Origin of the sequence: Streptomyces uncialis, from assembly GCF_036250755.1 — a bacterium.
GTDB lineage: Bacteria > Actinomycetota > Actinomycetes > Streptomycetales > Streptomycetaceae > Streptomyces > Streptomyces uncialis.
Window position 1 is genome coordinate 313284 of record NZ_CP109583.1, and the last position, 18777, is coordinate 332060.

Annotated in this window: 15 protein-coding genes; 7 read left to right on the forward strand and 8 right to left on the reverse strand. The window is 69.8% G+C overall.

Annotated elements, in window-relative coordinates:
- Nucleotides 1-9: 9 nt before the first annotated feature.
- Both OG711_RS01345 and OG711_RS01350 read right to left on the reverse strand, forming a co-directional pair.
- On the reverse strand, nt 10-768 hold the full coding sequence (locus OG711_RS01345; RefSeq protein WP_329558101.1) for a L,D-transpeptidase family protein: 759 nt from the start codon (nt 766-768) through the stop codon (nt 10-12).
- A gap of 61 nt (nt 769-829) precedes the next feature.
- Nucleotides 830-958, reverse strand: a complete 129-nt coding sequence (locus OG711_RS01350) for a hypothetical protein (protein WP_266504349.1) — start codon at nt 956-958, stop codon at nt 830-832.
- A gap of 205 nt (nt 959-1163) precedes the next feature.
- On the opposite strand from OG711_RS01350, the gene OG711_RS01355 reads away from it, so the two are divergent.
- Together OG711_RS01355 and OG711_RS01360 are read left to right on the forward strand one after the other, a co-directional pair.
- On the forward strand, nt 1164-3128 hold the full coding sequence (locus OG711_RS01355; RefSeq protein ID WP_329558102.1) for an ABC transporter ATP-binding protein: 1965 nt from the start codon (nt 1164-1166) through the stop codon (nt 3126-3128).
- Nucleotides 3125-4915: an ABC transporter ATP-binding protein gene (locus OG711_RS01360; protein WP_329558103.1), complete on the forward strand. Its 1791-nt coding sequence runs from the start codon at nt 3125-3127 to the stop codon at nt 4913-4915. Before OG711_RS01355 ends, OG711_RS01360 begins: the two co-directional genes overlap by 4 nt.
- A 203-nt stretch (nt 4916-5118) precedes the next feature.
- Here OG711_RS01360 and OG711_RS01365 read toward each other — a convergent pair whose 3' ends face one another.
- Nucleotides 5119-5913, reverse strand: a complete 795-nt coding sequence (locus OG711_RS01365; protein WP_073792706.1) for a metal-dependent hydrolase — start codon at nt 5911-5913, stop codon at nt 5119-5121.
- A gap of 178 nt (nt 5914-6091) precedes the next feature.
- Between OG711_RS01365 and OG711_RS01370 the strand changes: the two genes are divergently transcribed.
- On the forward strand, nt 6092-8605 hold the full coding sequence (locus OG711_RS01370) for a DEAD/DEAH box helicase (protein ID WP_329558104.1): 2514 nt from the start codon (nt 6092-6094) through the stop codon (nt 8603-8605).
- A 77-nt stretch (nt 8606-8682) separates the two neighbouring features.
- Here the strand turns inward: OG711_RS01370 and OG711_RS01375 are convergent, their stop codons facing one another.
- Nucleotides 8683-9627, reverse strand: coding sequence for a DUF6397 family protein (locus tag OG711_RS01375; RefSeq protein WP_329558105.1), 945 nt, complete (start codon nt 9625-9627; stop codon nt 8683-8685).
- A gap of 130 nt (nt 9628-9757) precedes the next feature.
- Nucleotides 9758-10171, reverse strand: a complete 414-nt coding sequence (locus tag OG711_RS01380) for a roadblock/LC7 domain-containing protein (protein WP_073792475.1) — start codon at nt 10169-10171, stop codon at nt 9758-9760.
- Nucleotides 10172-10280: 109 nt separating this feature from the next.
- Here OG711_RS01380 and OG711_RS01385 point away from each other — a divergent pair, with 109 nt between their 5' ends.
- Together OG711_RS01385 and OG711_RS01390 are read left to right on the forward strand one after the other, a co-directional pair.
- Nucleotides 10281-10709 (forward strand): PPOX class F420-dependent oxidoreductase, encoded by a 429-nt coding sequence (locus OG711_RS01385; protein WP_073792474.1) that lies wholly within the window; start codon nt 10281-10283, stop codon nt 10707-10709.
- A gap of 252 nt (nt 10710-10961) precedes the next feature.
- The gene (locus OG711_RS01390) at nt 10962-11267 is read left to right on the forward strand and encodes a hypothetical protein (protein ID WP_073792472.1); all 306 of its coding nucleotides are present in this window, start codon (nt 10962-10964) and stop codon (nt 11265-11267) included.
- Nucleotides 11268-11499: 232 nt separating this feature from the next.
- Here the strand turns inward: OG711_RS01390 and OG711_RS01395 are convergent, their stop codons facing one another.
- Nucleotides 11500-11682, reverse strand: coding sequence for a hypothetical protein (locus tag OG711_RS01395; RefSeq protein ID WP_073792471.1), 183 nt, complete (start codon nt 11680-11682; stop codon nt 11500-11502).
- Nucleotides 11683-11862: 180 nt separating this feature from the next.
- A complete protein-coding gene (locus OG711_RS01400; protein WP_329558106.1) occupies nt 11863-12918 on the reverse strand; it encodes a fatty acid desaturase family protein in 1056 nt (351 codons plus the stop codon).
- 241 nt (nt 12919-13159) lie between these two features.
- On the opposite strand from OG711_RS01400, the gene OG711_RS01405 reads away from it, so the two are divergent.
- Together OG711_RS01405 and OG711_RS01410 are read left to right on the forward strand one after the other, a co-directional pair.
- On the forward strand, nt 13160-16027 hold the full coding sequence (locus OG711_RS01405; RefSeq protein ID WP_405672547.1) for a DEAD/DEAH box helicase: 2868 nt from the start codon (nt 13160-13162) through the stop codon (nt 16025-16027).
- Nucleotides 16024-17376, forward strand: coding sequence for an SWF or SNF family helicase (locus tag OG711_RS01410; protein ID WP_399546176.1), 1353 nt, complete (start codon nt 16024-16026; stop codon nt 17374-17376). The genes OG711_RS01405 and OG711_RS01410 overlap by 4 nt, the downstream gene beginning before the upstream one ends.
- 194 nt (nt 17377-17570) lie before the next feature.
- Here OG711_RS01410 and xylA read toward each other — a convergent pair whose 3' ends face one another.
- Entirely contained in the window at nt 17571-18737 is a 1167-nt protein-coding gene (xylA, locus tag OG711_RS01415) for a xylose isomerase (RefSeq protein WP_329558108.1), read from the reverse strand.
- Nucleotides 18738-18777: the final 40 nt, after the last annotated feature.

The following is an 18777-nucleotide window of genomic DNA, read 5'->3' on the forward strand; positions in this document are numbered from 1 at the left end:
GAACCGCGGCTATGTCCGCAGTCGCGCCTTGTCCCCCATCACCACGACAGGTCGCAGTTCGGGGTCGAGGGTGCGCAGCAGATACTCCATCCCGGACCGCGACAGGCTCACACATCCCGATGTGCCGCCGCCGTGGTCCAGGTGGAACCAGATGCTCCCGCCCTTCGACCCGCCCTGCGGCCGTACCGGATCGTTCGGCGGGACACCCCTGACCCGGTTGTAGTCGATGGCTATGACGTAGTCGAAGTCGTTCCAGTAGCGCTCGGCCCAGTGGCGGGGCGCCTGGAACGCCGCCGACCGTGTGTACGGCAGTTTCGCCCCGGGGTCGGGCAGCACTCCGCCCGCGTCGGACAGCGAGAAGACCCCCACCGGGCTGCGCTTGTCGTCCTCCCGGTGATCGGGGGTCCACCCCTTCCGTCCGTTGTGCGCGCGCCAGCTCCTTGCCTTGCGCCAGCCGGTCCCGTCCTTGGTGTACAGCACGACCGTCGCGTCGGCGGAGTCGGCGTGGTCCCCGTACACCGCGACGACCTGGCGGGCGGCGGACGGAATACGCCGGTGGGTCCGGTCACCGACGCCGGGGACACGGTCGAATCTGCTGGGACGGGCCCCGGGCCGGGCCGAGGGGGAACTCGTGGCGCCGTCGGTGACCGTCCGTCTCCCGTCGGGGCGGGCATCGTCGCCCGTGGATCCGCAGGCGGCCAGGGGAACGAGCAGCGCGGCGCAGGTCGCCGCGGCGACCGCGGCGCGTGTCAGGGCGGCGACAGGCATGCGCCCCATGCTCGCATCGGCCGAACAGCGCGATGACCGTGCGACGGACCGCCGTACGCATTCAGGCGCGATCTTTGCCGTGATCCGGAAAATCGTTTGCCTGACGGGCGCTGAAAGGTGAGGCTTTCACGGTTTGCACCCACCGGCAGCCGCATCCGGTGTCCGTGCCCTCGCCCACGTCTTCAGCCATGTCCTACCCCTTTGCCCGCAGGTGAGCGCCCCATATGCCCGCGGGTGAGCGCCGACCCATGTCCTGATCCTGTCCTCGATCACCGTGCGGGACGTCGTCCCCGATGGCGTCCGCTCCCTACGTACCCCCACTCCGTACGCCGACGGCTTCACCGCCACGCGTCTCTCCCCGACACCCCCGACCGCCATCCAAGTCCTGGGACACCATGCGCATCCAAGACCTCCCGTACGCCGACCCTGGTGTACCCGACACCCGCTCGGGCCCGCGGTTCCTGTTCTGGCTCGGTCGCAATCAACTGGGCGGACAGCTCAAGGCCCTCCTATGGGGGCTCGTCCACTTCATGGCCATCGCCGGTCTGCCGTTCGCGGTCGGCTATGCCGTACAGGCCGTCGTCGACCGGTCGGGTACCCGGCTCGCCCTCGCGGGCGGACTGCTCGGGCTGCTCGGACTCTGTGTCGCTCTCGGCGACACCATGGTGCACCGTGCCGCGGTCACCAATTGGATCACCGTCGCGGCCCGTGTCCAGCAGCTCCTGGCGCGCAAGACCGCCCTCCTCGGCGCCGCCCTGACCCGACGGGTGGCGGCCGGAGAAGTCGTCGCGGTCTCCACCGGTGACGTCGAGAAGATCGGGTGGTTCGTCGAGACGCTGTCCCGCTTCGCCGCCGCCGTGCTCACCATCGTCCTCGTCTGCGTCGGTCTCGTCGTGTACGAACCCGCCCTCGGGGTCATCGTCGCGATCGGCGTTCCGGTGCTGGCGCTGTCCGTGCTGCCGATGCTGCCGGCCGCCACCCGCCGGGCGGACATCCAGCGGGAGAAGGCGGGATACGCCACAGAACTCGCGTCCGACACGGTCGCCGGGCTCCGTGTCCTGCGCGGCATCGGCGGCGAGGAACTCTTCCTCGGCCGGTACCGCGGGGCCTCCCAGGAGGTCCGCAAGGCCGCCGTTCGCAGCGCCAGGATGTGGGCGCTGATCTCGGCGATCCAGGTGCTGCTCCCGGGCGTTCTGCTGATCGTCGTCGTATGGCGTGGCGTGCAGCTCGCGCAGGACGGCCTGATCTCGGTGGGCGCGCTCGTCACGGTGTACAGCGCGGTCACCCTGCTGAGTTTTCCGATCCGGCACGTGGAGGAGATCGCCATGGCCTACTCCTTCTCGCGTCCTTCGGCGACCCGCGCCGCGCGGGTGCTGGCGCTGGAGCGGGCGGTGGACGAGCGGGGCCGCGGCGGCCCGCCGTCCGGCTCCGGCTCCGGCTCCGGCTCCGGCTCCGGCAAGACGGTCGGTGCTGTGGCCGATGGTCCGCTGACGGACACCGGGCTGCCGTCCGGCGACCTGTACGACCCGGCGACGGGGCTGCTCGCACCGACCGGGCTGCTCACCGCGGTGGTCTGCGGCGATCCCGACATCGCGGGCCGACTGGCCGAAAGGCTCGGCGGCCACGCGTCCCTGGACGCCCCTCTGCCCCCGTCCGTACTGCTCGGCGGCACCGCCCTCGACGAGCTGCCGCTCGGCGATGCCCGCACCGCGGTCCTCGTCCAGGACAAGGACCCGGTGCTGCTCTCGGGCACCCTGCGTGAACTGCTCGACATCCCCGCGTCGGGCGGGGTGTCGGCGGAGCGGGCCCTGGACGCGGCGCAGTGCGGTGACGTCCTGGACGCGCTCTCCCAGAGCTCGGCCGACGCCACCGACCCGTTCGACGCCCGGATCACGGAACGCGGCCGTTCGCTTTCGGGCGGCCAGCGCCAGCGGCTGGCGCTCGCGCGTTCGCTGGTGACGGACCCCGAGGTCCTGGTGCTCGACGAACCCACATCAGCCGTGGACTCGCACACCGAGGACCGGATCGCGGAGGGTGTCCGCACCCTGCGCGACGGACGGACGACCGTGGTGCTCACCTCGTCACCACTGCTGCTGGACCGCGCCGACCGTGTGGTCCTGATCCACGACGGCGAGGTCATGGCGATCGGTACCCACCGGGAACTGCTCGGGAACGATCCCCGGTACCGCGCCATCGTCACCCGTGAAACCGAGGAAGCCTCGCCGTCCCCGGAACACACCGCCCGGCGGACCGTCCCCGCCTCCCCCTCCGACCAGACATCCGCAGAGACCGAGGGACCGCACGACCTGGACGCACCGTACGCACGCGAAGCACTGGCAGAGATCGAGGAGAAGGCATGATCGGCTTGGCGCCCCCGGCGTACGACCCGGCGGCTCCGACGACGGCGAACACCCTGCCGGTCGGCGCGCCCGCCACCGTACGTGCCTACGTCAAGGAACTCTTCCGACGCCACCGCACGGCCTTCCTCGCGCTCGTCACCGTGAACGCCGTCGCGGTGATCGCCTCCATGGTGGGCCCCTATCTGCTGGGCGCTCTGGTGGAACGGGTGTCCGAGGGCGGCGACGCACTCGGTGAGCTGCGGATCGGCCCGACGGTCGTGGCCTTCGCGGTCGCGCTCGTGGTGCAGGCCGCTTTCATCCAGCAGGTGCGGCTGCGGGGCGCGGTGCTCGGTGAGCAGATGCTCGCGGATCTGCGCGAGGACTTCCTCGTACGGTCGGTACGGCTGCCCCCGGGTGTGCTGGAACGCGCCGGTACCGGCGATCTGCTCTCCCGGATCACCACCGACATCGACCGGCTGTCCAACGCGATGCGTGAGGCCGTGCCTCAGCTGGCGATCGGTGTGGTGTGGGTGGTGCTGCTGCTCGGCGGGCTCACCGTCACCGCCCCCGAACTGGCACCTGCCGTAGTCGTAGCGGTGCCGCTGCTGGTCATCGGCTGCCGCTGGTACTTCAAGCGCGCCCCGGCCGCCTACCGGTCGGAGGCCGCCGGATACGCCGCGGTCGCGAGTGCCCTCGCCGAGACCATCGACGCCGGCCGGACGGTCGAGGCACACCGGCTGGGTGAGCGCCGGGTGGCGCTGTCCGACCTCCGGATCACTCAGTGGACCGCGTGGGAACGCTACACAATGTGGCTGCGGTCCGTCCTGTTCCCCGTCGTCAACCTGACACACATCACCGTGCTGGGCTCCGTACTGATGGTGGGCGGTGTCTTCGTCCTCCAGGGCTGGATCACAGTGGGCCAGCTGACCACCGGGGCGCTTCTGGCCCAGATGCTCGTGGACCCGGTCGGGCTGATCCTGCGTTGGTACGACGAGCTCCAGGTCGCCCAGGTGTCGCTCGCCCGGCTCGTGGGGGTGCGGGACATCGAGCCCGAGGAGGGTGACGACTCGGTGTCGCCCGAGGGCCGCGCGGTGCACGCCGACGCGGTGCGGTTCGGCTACCGCGCGGGGGTCGACGTCCTGCGCGACGTGTCGCTGAGGGTCGAACCCGGTACCCGGCTCGCCCTGGTCGGCCCGTCCGGCGCCGGCAAGTCGACGCTGGGCCGGCTGCTCGCCGGGATCTACGCCCCAGGTGGTGGCGCCATCACCCTCGGTGGGGCCGAGCTGTCGCGGATGCCCGCGGAGCGGGTGCGCTCCCATGTGGCGCTCGTCAACCAGGAGCATCATGTGTTCGTGGGCTCGCTCCGTGACAATCTCCGGCTGGCACGTTCCACCGCTGAGGACCCCGAGCTGTGGGCCGCTCTCGAAGCGGTGGACGCCGAGGTATGGGCGCGTGCGCTGGACGCGGGGCTGGACACCGACGTCGGTTCGGGCGGTCTGGGTCTGACCCCGGCGCAGGCCCAGCAGATCGCGCTGGCCCGACTGGTGCTGGCCGATCCGCACACGCTGGTCCTGGACGAGGCGACCTCCCTCCTCGACCCTCGTGCCGCACGGCATCTGGAGCGGTCGCTCGCCCGGGTGCTCGACGGCCGGACGGTGGTCGCGATCGCGCACCGGCTGCACACCGCCCACGACGCCGAGGTGATCGCCGTGGTCGAGCAGGGCCGCATCACCGAGCTGGGCAGCCATGACGAGTTGGTCGCGGCGGACGGCGCGTACGCGGCGCTGTGGCGGTCCTGGCACGGCTAGGACCTGACCGTCTCCGTGGTCCGGGCGGCACCCGGACCACGGATCGTCGTGGCTCCGACGACGGTCGGTACCCCGGGCACCGACCGCCCTCGGGGCCCGGGACCCCGGCACCCGAAGCCGTTCGGAACAGGGTGCCGACGCAGGTGGTGGCGCGGACGCCGATGCCAGCGACGGTGGCGGTGGCGGTGGCGGTGGCGGTGGCGTCAGATGACGTTCAGCGCGGCGGCCCCACCGACACCGCCGAGCAGCATGAAGGCGGGCATCAGCACCTTCAGCTCGACCCAGCTCCCCGCGCGGAACCGCATCATCTTCGGCGGGCCCAGCGGGTACCAGCGCTTCTTCCCTATCGGGATGGGCCACAGGATCGGGCAACCGGAGATCGTGAGCGCGTCGCCGATGTCGTGGACCAGTGCGCCCAACACGATCGGCAGGCCGAGCCAGAGGTACTCCTGCCCTGGTTCGGTGAACAGCCAGCCCGAGCCGTTGCCCGGCTGATCCAGCACACCGGCGAGAATCCAGGCGCACGCCGCCGCCAGCAGCCAGACGAGGACATCGCTGCTCTGTCCCCTGGTGGCCCGCCACAGCAGGCCCTCGATCGCCAGCACGAGATGGACGAACAGCAGACCGAGCACCGCCCAGCGACCGCCCGTGACCGCGAGCACGGACGCGCCGCCGCCGATGAGGACGGCCCAGAGCCAGGTGTGCGTCAGGGTGCGGTGTCCGCCGGAGCGCCGGGGGTCGCCCGGCTTCCTGGTGCCCTTGTAGACGGCGTACGAGAGCTTGTCGACGATCTCGCACAAGCCCCTGGAGACCGGCCCGAAGGCGCGGGATATCGTCGCGGCCTTGTGGTCGAGGTCGGGTGCGAGCGCGGCGCCGGCGCATATCAGCGCCCCGGTCAGCAGCACGGGCCACGGCATGGTGTGACCGGCCGCTGCCGCCGCGGCCCCCACCCCCAGCCAGGCTGCCGCTCCTGACAGTGAGTGTGCCGGTCCCATCATGGTGGTGCCCCGCCCCATTTCCCTTGTCCGGCCGGTCCACGGCCCGGGCGATGCCGTCATGCCTGGTGGTGGACGTCCGTGTGTGCTGACGCTGTGTCGGCGCATCAGCGTAACGTTCTCGATCTTCGTACGGTCGCCCGATTCCCTGATCGGAGCCGAAGCCAGGCAAGATAAGACAGTGACCCTTATCGATCAGCTTCCGCAGTCCGCCGACCCCGACGCTCTTTACGAGGCCTTCGGGTCGTGGGCCGAGGGGCGTGGCCTCACCCTGTACCCGCATCAGGAGGAGGCGCTGATCGAGGTCGTCTCGGGGGCGAACGTCATCGTCTCCACACCCACCGGCTCGGGAAAGAGCATGATCGCGGCGGGCGCCCACTTCGCGGCCCTGGCACGCGACGAGGTCACCTTCTACACGGCACCGATCAAGGCTCTCGTCTCGGAGAAGTTCTTCGAGCTGTGCAAGATGTTCGGCACGGAGAACGTGGGCATGCTGACGGGTGACGCCTCCGTGAACTCGGACGCGCCCATCATCTGCTGCACCGCCGAGGTCCTCGCGTCGATCGCGCTGCGTGACGGCAGGAACGCCGATGTCGGCCAGGTCGTCATGGACGAGTTCCATTTCTACGCCGAGGGCGACCGGGGCTGGGCCTGGCAGATCCCGCTGCTGGAACTGCCGCAGGCGCAGTTCGTCCTCATGTCGGCGACGCTCGGCGACATGGCGATGTTCGAGAAGGACCTGACCCGTCGTACGGGCAGGCCGACAGCGGTCGTCCGGTCGGCGACCCGCCCGGTGCCGCTGTCCTACGAGTACCGTCTGACGCCGATGACGGACACCCTCACCGAACTCCTGGAGACCAAGCAGGCACCCGTCTACATCGTGCACTTCACCCAGGCCCAGGCGGTGGAACGGGCCCAGGCGCTGATGAGCATCAACATGTGCACGCGGCAGGAGAAGGACCGGATCGCCGAGCTGATCGGCAACTTCCGCTTCACCACGAAGTTCGGCCGCAATCTGTCGCGCTACGTACGCCACGGCATCGGGGTGCACCACGCGGGCATGCTGCCGAAGTACCGGCGGCTGGTGGAGAAGCTCGCCCAGGCGGGACTCCTGAAGGTCATCTGTGGGACGGACACACTGGGTGTCGGTGTCAATGTGCCCATCCGGACCGTACTGTTCACGGCGCTCAGCAAGTACGACGGCAACCGGGTGAGGACCCTGCGGGCGCGGGAGTTCCACCAGATCGCCGGACGGGCGGGGCGCGCGGGATTCGACACGGCCGGCTTCGTGGTGGCCCAGGCGCCCGAGCACGTCATCGAGAACGAGAAGGCCCTGGCGAAGGCGGGGGACGACCCGAAGAAGCGGCGCAAGGTGGTCCGCAAGAAGGCGCCCGAGGGGTTCGTCGGCTGGGGCGAGAGCACTTTCGACAAGCTGATCACCTCGGACCCCGAGCCTCTGACCTCGCGCTTCCGTGTCACCCACACCATGCTGCTCGCGGTGATCGCAAGGCCCGGCAACGCTTTCGACGCGATGCGTCATCTGCTGGAGGACAATCATGAGCCCCGCAAGCAGCAGTTGCGTCATATCCGGCGGGCCATCGCGATCTACCGCTCCCTGCTGGACGGGGGCATCGTGGAGAAGCTGGACGAGCCGGACGCCGAGGGAAGGATCGTGCGGCTGACGGTCGATCTCCAGCAGGACTTCGCGCTCAACCAGCCTTTGTCCACGTTCGCGCTCGCGGCGTTCGAACTCCTCGCCCCCGAGTCCCCGTCGTACGCGCTGGACATGGTGTCCGTGGTGGAGTCCACGCTGGACGACCCCCGGCAGATCCTCGCCGCCCAGCAGAACAAGGCGCGCGGGGAGGCCGTGGCCGCGATGAAGGCCGACGGTGTCGAGTACGAGGACCGCATGGAGCGGCTCCAGGACGTGTCGTACCCGAAGCCGTTGGAGGAGTTGCTGTTCCACGCCTACGACACGTACCGCCACAGCCACCCCTGGGTGGGCGACCACCCGCTGTCGCCGAAGTCGGTCATCCGTGACATGTACGAGCGTGCCATGACGTTCACGGAGTTCGTGTCGTACTACGAACTGGCGCGTACCGAGGGCATCGTGCTGCGGTACCTGGCCAGCGCGTTCAAGGCGCTCGACCACACCGTGCCGGACGATCTGAAGTCGGAGGATCTGCAGGATCTGATCGCCTGGCTCGGTGAGATGGTCCGCCAGGTGGACTCCAGCCTTCTGGACGAGTGGGAGCAGCTCGCCAATCCGGAGGTGATGACGGCGGAGGAGGCGCAGGAGAGGGCCGACCAGGTGAAGCCGGTGACCTCCAACGGCCGCGCGTTCCGGGTACTGGTCCGCAACGCGATGTTCCGCCGGGTGGAGCTGGCGGCTCTCGACCATCTCTCCGAGCTCGGAGAGATGGACAAGGAGTCGGGCTGGGACGCCGACACGTGGGGCGACGCGATGGACAAGTACTGGGACGAGTACGACGACCTGGGTACCGGTCCGGACGCGCGCGGCCCGCGGCTGCTGATGATCCAGGAGGACGCCGAGCACGGTCTGTGGCGGGTGCGGCAGTCCTTCGCGGACCCGAACGGTGATCACGACTGGGGCATCAGCGCGGAGGTGGACCTGACGGCCTCCGACGAGGAGGGCCGGGCTGTCGTCCGTGTCACCTCGGTCGGACAGTTGTGAGACCGCTGAGGGCATGTCAGGTCGCTCCTTCCTGAGGGTGGGATCGCGTTGAGCTCGGTACGGGGCCGGTCGGCCGATCAGCCCCGGCCGCGCAGCAGTCGGGCGAGGAGCCTGCGGTGCCGCACGGGTTTCGGGTGCCGGGGAAGAGAGGCCCGGGGTCGGGCCGGCGGGATCGGGCTGATGGGCACCCGGTCACGGGCGTAAGCGACACAGAGCGCGAGATGCGTCTGGTACCAGCGGATCTCGTCCTCGTCGGCGGCCTTCATCAGGTCGGGTACCAGGGCGGGCGACTGGGTGCCGGAGCCGCTGTGGACGGGTCGCCTGGGCCGTAGGGCGTCGAGGTGTACCCGCTCGTCGGCGTCCGCGACCACATGGGCGATTCGTTCGTCGTCGAGGAAGGAGGCTGTGGCCGCGGCGCTCTGCCAAGGGCCGTCGGCGGTCCTCAGCAGCCTTCCGTGATAGCGACCGCGCCAGTTGCGGGCCCGGACGTCCATGCCTCGGTCGAGTCGTTCCTTGAGCGGGGCGGGCGTCCGACCGGTCAGCAGCTCACGGTTCTCAGGTCGGGCCTTGAACTCCCGGAGATCCTCGGCGAGGTAGAGCCAGACGGTGGCGCGGTAGCGGTTGCGGTAGTAGAGCGCCGGTGTGATCCGGCCCAGCCTGGCCAGTTTGGTGAAGCGGGCCGTGGTGATCCCCAGAAGGTTCGCGCCCTCCGAGGTACCCACCGTCCTCACCCGCTCCCGTAGGGCGTCGGGGAAGCCGTCCTGGGCGCGGACCCGGTCGACTTCCCCGCGGGTGACCCGGCGCTCCCCGGGCCTGGCTCCCGGGGTCGTGCGGATACGTCCGAGCTGGACGGCGAGCTCGAACTCGACGCGCTTGAGTCCGAGTTCCCTCGCTGCCCGGGTCGGGGCGAGGGTCGGTGGAGCGGGCCGCTCCTCCCCCGGCCCGACGGGTGGCGCAACGAGAACCGCATCGAATCGTCCGAACGTTCGGTCGGGTGCGGGCATGATGCTGTTGTTCGACATGTCGGTCTTCCCCCGTGAAGTGGTGTCGATCTCTCGGGAAAACCGTAGCCCGGAACAGCGATGTCCCGCTGAGCCTGTGGATAACTCTGATGGGAGCAGGAAAAGACCAGGCCAGGGCGCTGCGCTCCACTCAGCCGTCGATGATCGCCGTTCGGTCCGGGTGCCTGGCGTCCACGCCGAGATGCTCACCGACGCGATTCACGAGCAGCGTCATCTCATAGGCGACCTGACCGATATCGGCCTCGGCGGTGCTGAGCACGCAGAGGCAACTCCCCTCCCCGGCCGCGGTCACGAACATCACCGCGTCATCGAACTCGATCATCGTCTGGCGTACCTGTCCGGCCCCGAAGTGACGGCCCGACCCCTTGGCCAGGCTGTGCAGTCCCGATGCCACCGCGGCCAGATGCTCCGCGTCCTCGCGAGCCAACGCGCTGCTCGCCCCGGTGACCAGTCCGTCGTTGGAAAGGACCAGCGCATGCCGCACGTACTCGACCCGTTCGGTCAAGTCGTCCAGCAGCCAGCCCAACCCCGTTTTCTGCGCCATCTCCCGCTCTCCCCGATCCCCATCGCCCCCAGCGTTCCCTCCCACCTACCGGAGGCTTCGTCCCGCAAGCCTTCACCACCTATGGCCCCTCGGCAAGCAGGATGGGGACATGGCACAGAAGATGACCGACGAACAGTGGAGAGCCTTCGTTTCGCAGGGCACCCGCACCGCGAAGCTTTCGACTGTTCGGGCCGACGGAAGCCCTCACATCGCACCGATCTGGTTCGTCCTGGACGGTGACGAGCTGGTGTTCAACACAGGGAAGGAGACTGTCAAGGGGCGAAACCTGGCCAGGGACCAGCGTCTGGCGCTGTGCGTGGACGACGATCGGCCCCCCTTCGCCTTCGTCCTGCTCCAGGGGCGCGCGGAGCTGTCCGAGGATCTGGACGAGGTACGCACCTGGGCCGGCCGTATCGGTGCCCGGTACATGGGTGAGGAGCGGGCGGAGGAGTTCGCGACACGTAACGGTGTTCCCGGCGAACTCGTGGTCCGCGTCCATGTCGACAAGGTGGTCGCCTACGACGCGGTCGCCGAATAGCCGCCGCGCGCTGCGCCCTTGCGCATGCCGCGTCTCTGCGTCGCCATGCGGCCGTTGCCGACAGCAGCCGATTGGGGAGTTGCCTCGTACACCGACGAGGACTACCGCTTCCTCGCACTGGCGGTGCGCCGGAGGTGGGTGTCCGGCGGGGGCCCGCTGGATGCCCTCTTCTGCGTGCGTCGTTTCAACCCTATGTTGACCTTCAGGACGGACGACGACCGGTTGCGACCACACCGCTGAGAGGTGGCCTGCATGTTCGGCAGCATCCGCAAGCTCTTCACCAGGGTCGGTGCGAGATCGGCCCGGCCCGGTCCCGCGGAACCCGTCCGTCCGGCGAGGAAGCCGCCGAACCTCTTCGAGGCCGCGGCGGTCTATGTGGCCGCGAGCGCCGACAACGACCAGGAGAGCGCCGACGAGGCACGGGGCTGGGTGTCCCCCGAGGCGCTGTCCTTCGGGGTGAGCGAACTTGCCTGCCGTGCGGTGATCGCTCTCGCCAGGGAGCGCGATGAGTCACCCCGCACGGTGGCGCGGGCCCTGCTCGGTCTGCCCTCCGCGTGATGCTCGCGGGTGCGAGGACGTGAGCTCGTGCGCGGGGAGTGAAGGCATCCTCGTCCCCGTGACATGTGCGTGGGCCTGCCGGGGGGATGGCAGGCCCACGAACGGCTGAGGGGCTCGCGCCTTCCGAGCCGCATGGGCGCGATGTGGGCCACGACACGACAGCGGTGCGGAGCAGCGCCGCTTCGGCGTGACCCATGGCGGGTTCATGGCCGGGCGGGAGTGTCCCGCCGCGTCAGCGTCCCAGTTCCTTCCGGTTGATCCGGCGCAGCCGACGGCGTTGCGAGGGGTCCAGTGCGAGGTAGGCCACGGCGGGAACCCCGAGCACGATCAAGAGTGCGGCCCACCAGGGCAGCCAGATCAACAGGATGAGCCCGGCCGCCACACCTCCAGCGGCGATCTTCGCGTTGTTCGACATCTGTGTCGCCTCCTCCGCGGCGGTTGCCGCTCTCTGAAAAGAGGAACGGCCTGGTCGCCCGTACAGTTCCGGCAGACGACCCTGATCCGACCCTGATGTGATCCCCAAGGCCCGTCGACTCCCGACCACCACGATGCGGTGGAAGGATCGGACCGTCCGGTGGACCGGTGGCACGGCTCCCTAGCCGGCCCGGAGAGGCTCGCCGACCTCGTGCATATGACGCAAGGCTTGCCGGTAGGAATCGATGAGGCCGGTCTCCATGTACGGGATACCCAGCTGACCGCAGTGCTGTCGGACGAGCGGCCGGGCGAGCCGCAGGTGCGGGCGAGGCATGCTGGGGAAGAGGTGGTGCTCGATCTGGTAATTGAGCCCGCCGAGGAACCAGTCGGTGAGCGGGCCGCCCTTGACGTTGCGCGAGGTCAGCACCTGGCGACGTAGATGGCCCCAGCGCTCACCGTCGGGGTCGGGCATGTCCATTCCCTTGTGGTTGGGCGCGAAGGCCATCCCCAGGTGCAGTCCGAAGAGAGCTTGGTGGATCGCGGCGAAGGCGAGCGCCCGGCCGACAGGCATGGCGCCGAGGAGCAGGGCTGCGTACCCGACCACATGGGCTGCGAGCAGGACGCCTTCGACGGCGCGTTCCCGAGGGCTCTGGCGGCGCAGGTCCCGAAATCCGGAGATCTTCAGGGCCACCCCTTCCAGCAGGGTCAACGGGAAGAACAGCCATGCCTGGTGGCGGGTGAGCCAGCGGCGGAATCCGGCACGTCCCTTCGCCTGGGCGCTGGTGAAGACCAGCACGTCCGCCAGTACGTCGGGATCTTTGTCTATGTGGTTCGGGTTGGCGTGGTGACGGTTGTGCTTGTCGTTCCACCAGGCATAGCTCATCCCCAGCAAGAGGTTCCCGTGGACGAGGCCGATGACCCGGCTGGTCCTCTTGTCCGCGGTGATCTGCCCATGTCCGGCGTCATGACCGATGAACGCCGTACGGGCGGACAGGACCGCGAGGACGGGAGCGAGCGACAGTGCCCACCAGGAGTCGCCGATGGCCACCAAGGCGGTGACCACCGAGGCGAGCAGCAAGGCGTTGACCCCGATACCCAGGGAGTACCACCCTGTGCGGCGGTCGAGCAGCCCTTGTGTCCGTACGGTGCGGAGCAGGGGGGTGAACTCGCTGCCAGGGGGCTGTTTGCCTGCTGCGCCCACCTGTGGTTCCACGACGGGTGCGACGGCCTCGGGCATGGGGTCTCCGGTCTACGAAAGGGGCTGACCTGGTGAAACGTACGGTTTCGCGCCCCTGGGTGACCATGCGGCCACCACCCGTTCCCTGCTGGGGTGTTCCCGCCCGGACAGAGGGGGGCTGGCTCCACCCCCTGGTGCACAATGTGAGCAGGGTCACGCATCAAGCACCCCACAAGGAGGTGGTCGGTGTATATAGTCGGCCGCTTGCTTGCTAGTCAAACTTGAGGAGCGTGCCGTCTCAGTGCACAGCATTTCTCCGGCATCACCGCTCGTGATCACCGATCTCGCCGGTTGCTCCGTGGTATTCGTCCCCGCGTCCCCTCCGCGGAGCGGACGCGTCGCCTTCTGGTGCCCGTCCGGGGACCCCCTGCCGGTGATGCCCACGGACGAGATGGAGCGGCTGACCGTCGTCGTGCCCGACGGGCCCGACGTGACGCCGGTCGACGTACCAGCGCTGTCGTTGCCGGTCCGGGACGCGCTGGCGGTCCTCACCCGTGCACGTGCCGTGGACGGGGCCGATCCCACCGCGGCGTTCTGGGGGGCAGCGACGCTGCTCGCCCTCCAGTTCGCCGCCCGTGGCTTGCTGCTGCCCGGGCTGACGGAGGACGATCACGACGCCTGGCGGTTCGGGCCGCTGCGGCCCGAGGACTCCCAGCGGGTACGGGATTTGGCGGCGGCGATGCCTCCGGCGGCCCACGCCGTTCCGCTGGAGGACGGGCCCGGGCTCAGGCTGCCGGAGCCGGAGGATCTCCTCCGCGCCTTCCTCGACGCCGTCGCCGACGCGCTGCCCCGCTCCCCCGCCGCGGGCGCGGTGACGGGTTCTCCCGCCTTCGCGTCGACCGCGCCGCAGCATGTGCCGGAGCAGCGCGAGTGGGCCGCGGATGTGACGGCCCACCATGACAGCGGGGTCCGGATCTCGCTGCGGGTGGAGGTGCCGGGGCTGGACCCCGCGGACCCCGGTACGACTCCGTTCTCCTTCCGCGCGGTGCTCCAGGTGCACAGCGCGAGCGACCCCGCACAGATCGCCGACGCGGCCGAGGTCTGGACCGCCGCGGGCACCGCCACGGCGGGCTTCGGCCCTCGCGCCCGCATGGACGTACTGCTGGCACTGCGCACGGCCACGCGCGCGTGGCCCTCGCTCGCCCCACTGCTGTCGGCGGGCGTTCCGGACATGATCGAGTTGGCTGACGAAGAGGTCACCGACCTCCTCGGTGGGGGTGCCCACGCGCTCGCGGCGGCCGGAGTCGATGTGCACTGGCCCAAGGAGCTCGCCCACAAGCTCACGGCGCGTGCCGTCATCGGCCCCGACGACGACAACGAGAAGGGGCCCACGAGGGCCTCGTCGGACACTCCGTCGTTCCTGTCGGCCAATGCGCTGCTCGCCTTCAACTGGAGATTCGCGCTCGGCGACCGGCCGTTGAGCCGCACGGAGCTGGACCAACTGGCCGAGGCGAAGCGGCCCATGGTGCGTCTGCGCGACCAATGGGTGCTCATCGACCCCGATCAGGCACGACGCGCGCGGGCACATCAGGACCGCAAGCTGACCCCTGTCGACGCTCTCAGCGCCGTTCTGACAGGCTCCACCGAGGTGGACGGGCGGCATGTCGAGGTGGAAGCCACCGGCTGGCTGAGGAGCCTTCGGGAAAGGCTCTCCGACCCGGAGGGCATGGCTCCCGTCGAACAGCCGAAGGCGCTCATGGCACAGCTGCGCGACTATCAGACCCGTGGTCTGACCTGGCTGGCCCGGATGACGTCACTGGGTCTGGGAGCCTGCCTGGCCGACGACATGGGCCTCGGTAAGACGATCACGGTGATCGCCCTGCATCTGCACCGGCAGCAGGACTCCGAGACCACCGGCCCCACTCTGGTGGTGTGCCCGACCTCCCTGATGGGCAACTGGCAACGAGAGATCGAAAGGTTCGCCCCCGGTACCGCGGTACGCCGCTATCACGGTTCACAGCGTTCCTTGGACGGTGTGGGCGACGGTGAGTTCGTCCTCACCACGTACGGCACGATGCGCCTGGACGCCCGGCGGCTGGGCACGGTGCCCTGGGGCCTGCTGGTCGCCGACGAGGCACAGCACGTCAAGAACCCGTACTCGGCGACGGCCAAGGAGCTCCGGACGATCGACACGCGCGCGCGTGTCGCTCTGACCGGTACTCCGGTCGAGAACAACCTGTCCGAGCTGTGGGCGATCCTCGACTGGACCACACCTGGGCTCCTCGGCCGGCTGGGGAACTTCCGCAGCCGCTACGCCCGCGCGGTGGAGGCGGGCGGGGACCCGGCGGCGGCGGAGCGGCTCGCCAAACTGGTCGGGCCGTTCCTGTTGCGGCGGCGGAAGTCCGACCCGGGGATCGCTCCGGAGCTCCCGCCGAAGACGGAGACCGACCGCGCGGTGTCGCTCACCGCCGAGCAGGCGGGGTTGTACGAGGCGGTGGTCCGCGAAACGCTCGCGGCGATCTCGGAATCGGCGGGCATCGCCCGACGCGGCATGATCGTCAAACTCCTGACCGGGCTCAAGCAGATCTGTAATCACCCTGCGCAGTTCCTCAAGGAGGACGCGCCGAGGATCACGGGCCGCTCGGGAAAGATGGAACTGCTCGACGAATTGCTGACCACGATCCTCTCGGAAGGGGCGAGCGTGCTGGTGTTCACCCAGTACGTGCAGATGGCGCGCCTCATCGAGCGGCATCTCGCCGAGCGCGGCACGCCCACGCAGTTCCTGCACGGCGGCACGCCTGTCGCGGAACGTGAGGCCATGGTGAACCGTTTCCAGGACGGAGAGGTCCCGGTGTTCCTGTTGTCGCTCAAGGCCGCGGGTACCGGGCTCAACCTCACCCGTGCGGAGCATGTCGTCCACTACGACCGATGGTGGAACCCGGCCGTCGAGGCTCAAGCCACCGACCGTGCCTACCGCATCGGTCAGACGCAGCCCGTGCAGGTGCACCGGCTGATCGCTGAGGGAACGATCGAGGACCGTATCGCGGAGATGCTCGACCGCAAGCGTGAACTCGCGGAAGCGGTCCTGGGCGCCGGTGAGGCGGCACTGACCGAACTCTCCGACTCCGAACTGGCCGATCTGGTCGAACTGCGAGGGAGCACCGTATGACCGACCCACGCGGCTTCGACGACGTGGACGGCTTCGCCGGTCCGCGCCACGTGGAACACCTGGACGACATGGACGAGACGGACCGCACGGAGCACGGTACGGAACGCACCTTCGCCGCGCTGCCGCCCGCGCGCGGAAGGGGCTTCGCCCAGACCTGGTGGGGCCAGGCCTGGCTGAAGGCGCTGGAGGACACCGCACTGGACTCGGAGCAGCTGAAGGCGGGTCGGGCACTCGCGCGCGCGGGCGCGGTCGGCGCGGTGTCGGTGCGGCCCGGACGCATCACAGGAGTGGTACGCAACCGGGACGGCGGCGCGCACCGCTCCGATGTGCTGCTCCAGCGGCTCGGCGACGACGAGTGGGACCGTTTGCTGGACATGGCCGTGGAACGGGCGGGCCACATCGCGGCGCTGCTCGACCGGGACATGCCCCCGCATCTCGTGGAGGACGCGGCGGCGGCAGGGGTGGAGCTCCTGCCCGGTATCGGCGACCTGGAACCGGAGTGCGACTGTGAGGCGTGGGACCACTGTCGCCATACGGCCGCGCTCTGCTACCAGGTGGCCCGGCTGCTGGACCAGGACCCGTTCGTGCTGTTCCTGATGCGGGGCCGCGACGAACGCGTGGTGCTCGACGAGTTGCAGCTCCGCAGTGTCACCCGGGCGGAGCCCGCGCGGGACGAGGACGGGCCGGAGCCCGACGAGGGCGTGGACGCCGCGGAGGCGTTCGCCGCGGGCTGCATCCTGCCCCCGCTCCCGGCATCTCCCGAGCTGCCGCTGGAGCCGGGGTCACCGCCGTCCCTGGACATCGAGACCCGACCGGCCGAGGGGGTGGATGGCGAGGCGCTGGAGTTCCTCGCCCTCCAGACGGCTGTCGAGGCACACCGGCTGCTCTCCGAGGCTTTGGCACCGCAGCACGGTCAGCGTCCCCTCACGTCCCCGCTCACGCTGGAGCAGGACGCCGTGCGGCTCGCGACGGGGGCGTCCGGGAGGGACATCGCCGCCCGGTTGGCCGTGGCCTCGGGACGCAGCGGCGCGGAACTGGCCCTGGCCGTGCGCGCGTGGCGGTACGCGGGTGCTGACGCCGTTTCGGCGCTGGAGGACTCGATACCGCCCACGGCGGAATCGCTGGCCCGCGCGCGGGCCGCCGTGGAGGGGGCGTGGGAGGACGACGAGCGGCCGGTACTGAGCGAGGAGGGCCGCCGATGGACGTCGGCCGACACGGGAGCGCAGGTCCGTGCCGACGAGGACGGCCGGTGGTGGCCGTTCCGCCAGGAGGGCGGCCAGTGGGTTCCGGCGGGCGTACCGGCCCGTGACCCCGCCACAGCACTGGCGACGGCTCAGGGCGCCGACTGACGGCCTTGGCGCGGCTCCGGACCGGCTCGCCTCGGCCGTAGGGGGTTACCGGCCCCTCCAGGTCCCCGCGGACGGGCCTCGTCCGCGGTCCGCCGCCCGGACGGAGTCCGTCCGTTGCCGTCTTCCCGGCCGCGACTTGCACGCGGCCGGGAAGACGGCAAGCAGTGCACCCTTCGGTGGTGCTGCGTCCGCTGTCAGCCGTGGGCGGCCAGCAGGTGGTTCATCGCCAGTTGGTCGAGGTGTTCGAACGCCATGCCGCGCTCCCCCGCCGCGTCGGCGTCGAACTCGTCGTAGGCACGGGTGTCGGACAGCAGTCCGGTCAGTCCGTCCTCCGCCGTGGGGCGGGCCAGTTGGTCGAGGCGGGACGCCTTGAGCGCTTCCCGGACCTGGGGGTCCGCTCGGAACGCCGCGGCCCGCTCACGGAGGATCAGGTAGTTGCGCATGCACCCGGCGGCCGACGCCCAGACCCCGTCGGTGTCCTCGGTTCGGGGCGGCTTGAAGTCGAAGTGACGCGGCCCCGCGTAACCCGCCGTCTCCAACAGATCCACCAGCCAGAACGCGGACCGCAGGTCTCCGGCGCCGAACCGCAGGTCCTGGTCGTACTTGATGCCGTTCTGGCCGTTGAGGTCGATGTGGAAGAGCTTGTCCGCCCACAGAGCCTGGGCGATGCCATGGGGGAAGTTGAGTCCCGCCATCTGTTCATGCCCCACCTCCGGGTTGACCCCGTAGAGCGCGGGCCGTTCCAGACGTTCGATGAAGGCGAGCGCATGGCCCACCGTGGGCAGCAGCATGTCGCCCCTGGGCTCGTTCGGCTTGGGCTCGATCGCGAAGCGCAGGTCGTATCCCTGTGTGGTCACGTACTCGCCCAGCAGGTCGAAGGCTTCCTTGAGACGGTCCAGCGCCGCCCGTACGTCCTTCGCCGCACCTGATTCCGCCCCTTCCCGGCCGCCCCAGGCCACATAGGTGCGCGCGCCCAGTTCGGCGGCCAGGTCGATGTTGCGGATGGTCTTGCGCAGCGCGTAGCGGCGGATGTCGCGGTCGTTGGCGGTGAACGCCCCGTCCTTGAAAACGGGGTGGGTGAACAGATTGGTGGTCGCCATGGGGACGACGAGCCCGGTGGCGTCCAGGGCTTGCCGGAAGTGCTTGACGTGGGACTCACGAACGGCGTCCGAGGAGCCGAAGGGAATGAGGTCGTCGTCGTGGAAGGTCACACCGTAGGCGCCGAGATCCGCCAGTCGGCGGACCGTGTCGGCCGGATCGAGCGCGGCACGTGTCGCGTCGCCGAACGGGTCCCTTCCCTGCCAGCCGACGGTCCACAGTCCGAAGCTGAACCGGTCCTCAGGAGTGGGTTGCAGGCGCATACGGGGCTCCAAGGTCGCTCCGACTATTTCGTCATGGCAC

Bases quoted from the DNA above. Each gene is read 5' to 3' on its own strand.
- OG711_RS01345 (WP_329558101.1), bottom strand. From the start codon at position 768: ATGCCTGTCGCCGCCCTGACACGCGCCGCGGTCGCCGCGGCGACCTGC.
- OG711_RS01350 (WP_266504349.1), bottom strand. From the start codon at position 958: ATGGCTGAAGACGTGGGCGAGGGCACGGACACCGGATGCGGCTGCCGG.
- OG711_RS01355 (WP_329558102.1), top strand. From the start codon at position 1,164: ATGCGCATCCAAGACCTCCCGTACGCCGACCCTGGTGTACCCGACACC.
- OG711_RS01360 (WP_329558103.1), top strand. From the start codon at position 3,125: ATGATCGGCTTGGCGCCCCCGGCGTACGACCCGGCGGCTCCGACGACG.
- OG711_RS01365 (WP_073792706.1), bottom strand. From the start codon at position 5,913: ATGATGGGACCGGCACACTCACTGTCAGGAGCGGCAGCCTGGCTGGGG.
- OG711_RS01375 (WP_329558105.1), bottom strand. From the start codon at position 9,627: ATGTCGAACAACAGCATCATGCCCGCACCCGACCGAACGTTCGGACGA.
- OG711_RS01380 (WP_073792475.1), bottom strand. From the start codon at position 10,171: ATGGCGCAGAAAACGGGGTTGGGCTGGCTGCTGGACGACTTGACCGAA.
- OG711_RS01385 (WP_073792474.1), top strand. From the start codon at position 10,281: ATGGCACAGAAGATGACCGACGAACAGTGGAGAGCCTTCGTTTCGCAG.
- OG711_RS01390 (WP_073792472.1), top strand. From the start codon at position 10,962: ATGTTCGGCAGCATCCGCAAGCTCTTCACCAGGGTCGGTGCGAGATCG.
- OG711_RS01395 (WP_073792471.1), bottom strand. From the start codon at position 11,682: ATGTCGAACAACGCGAAGATCGCCGCTGGAGGTGTGGCGGCCGGGCTC.
- OG711_RS01400 (WP_329558106.1), bottom strand. From the start codon at position 12,918: ATGCCCGAGGCCGTCGCACCCGTCGTGGAACCACAGGTGGGCGCAGCA.
- OG711_RS01410 (WP_399546176.1), top strand. From the start codon at position 16,024: ATGACCGACCCACGCGGCTTCGACGACGTGGACGGCTTCGCCGGTCCG.
- xylA (WP_329558108.1), bottom strand. From the start codon at position 18,737: ATGCGCCTGCAACCCACTCCTGAGGACCGGTTCAGCTTCGGACTGTGG.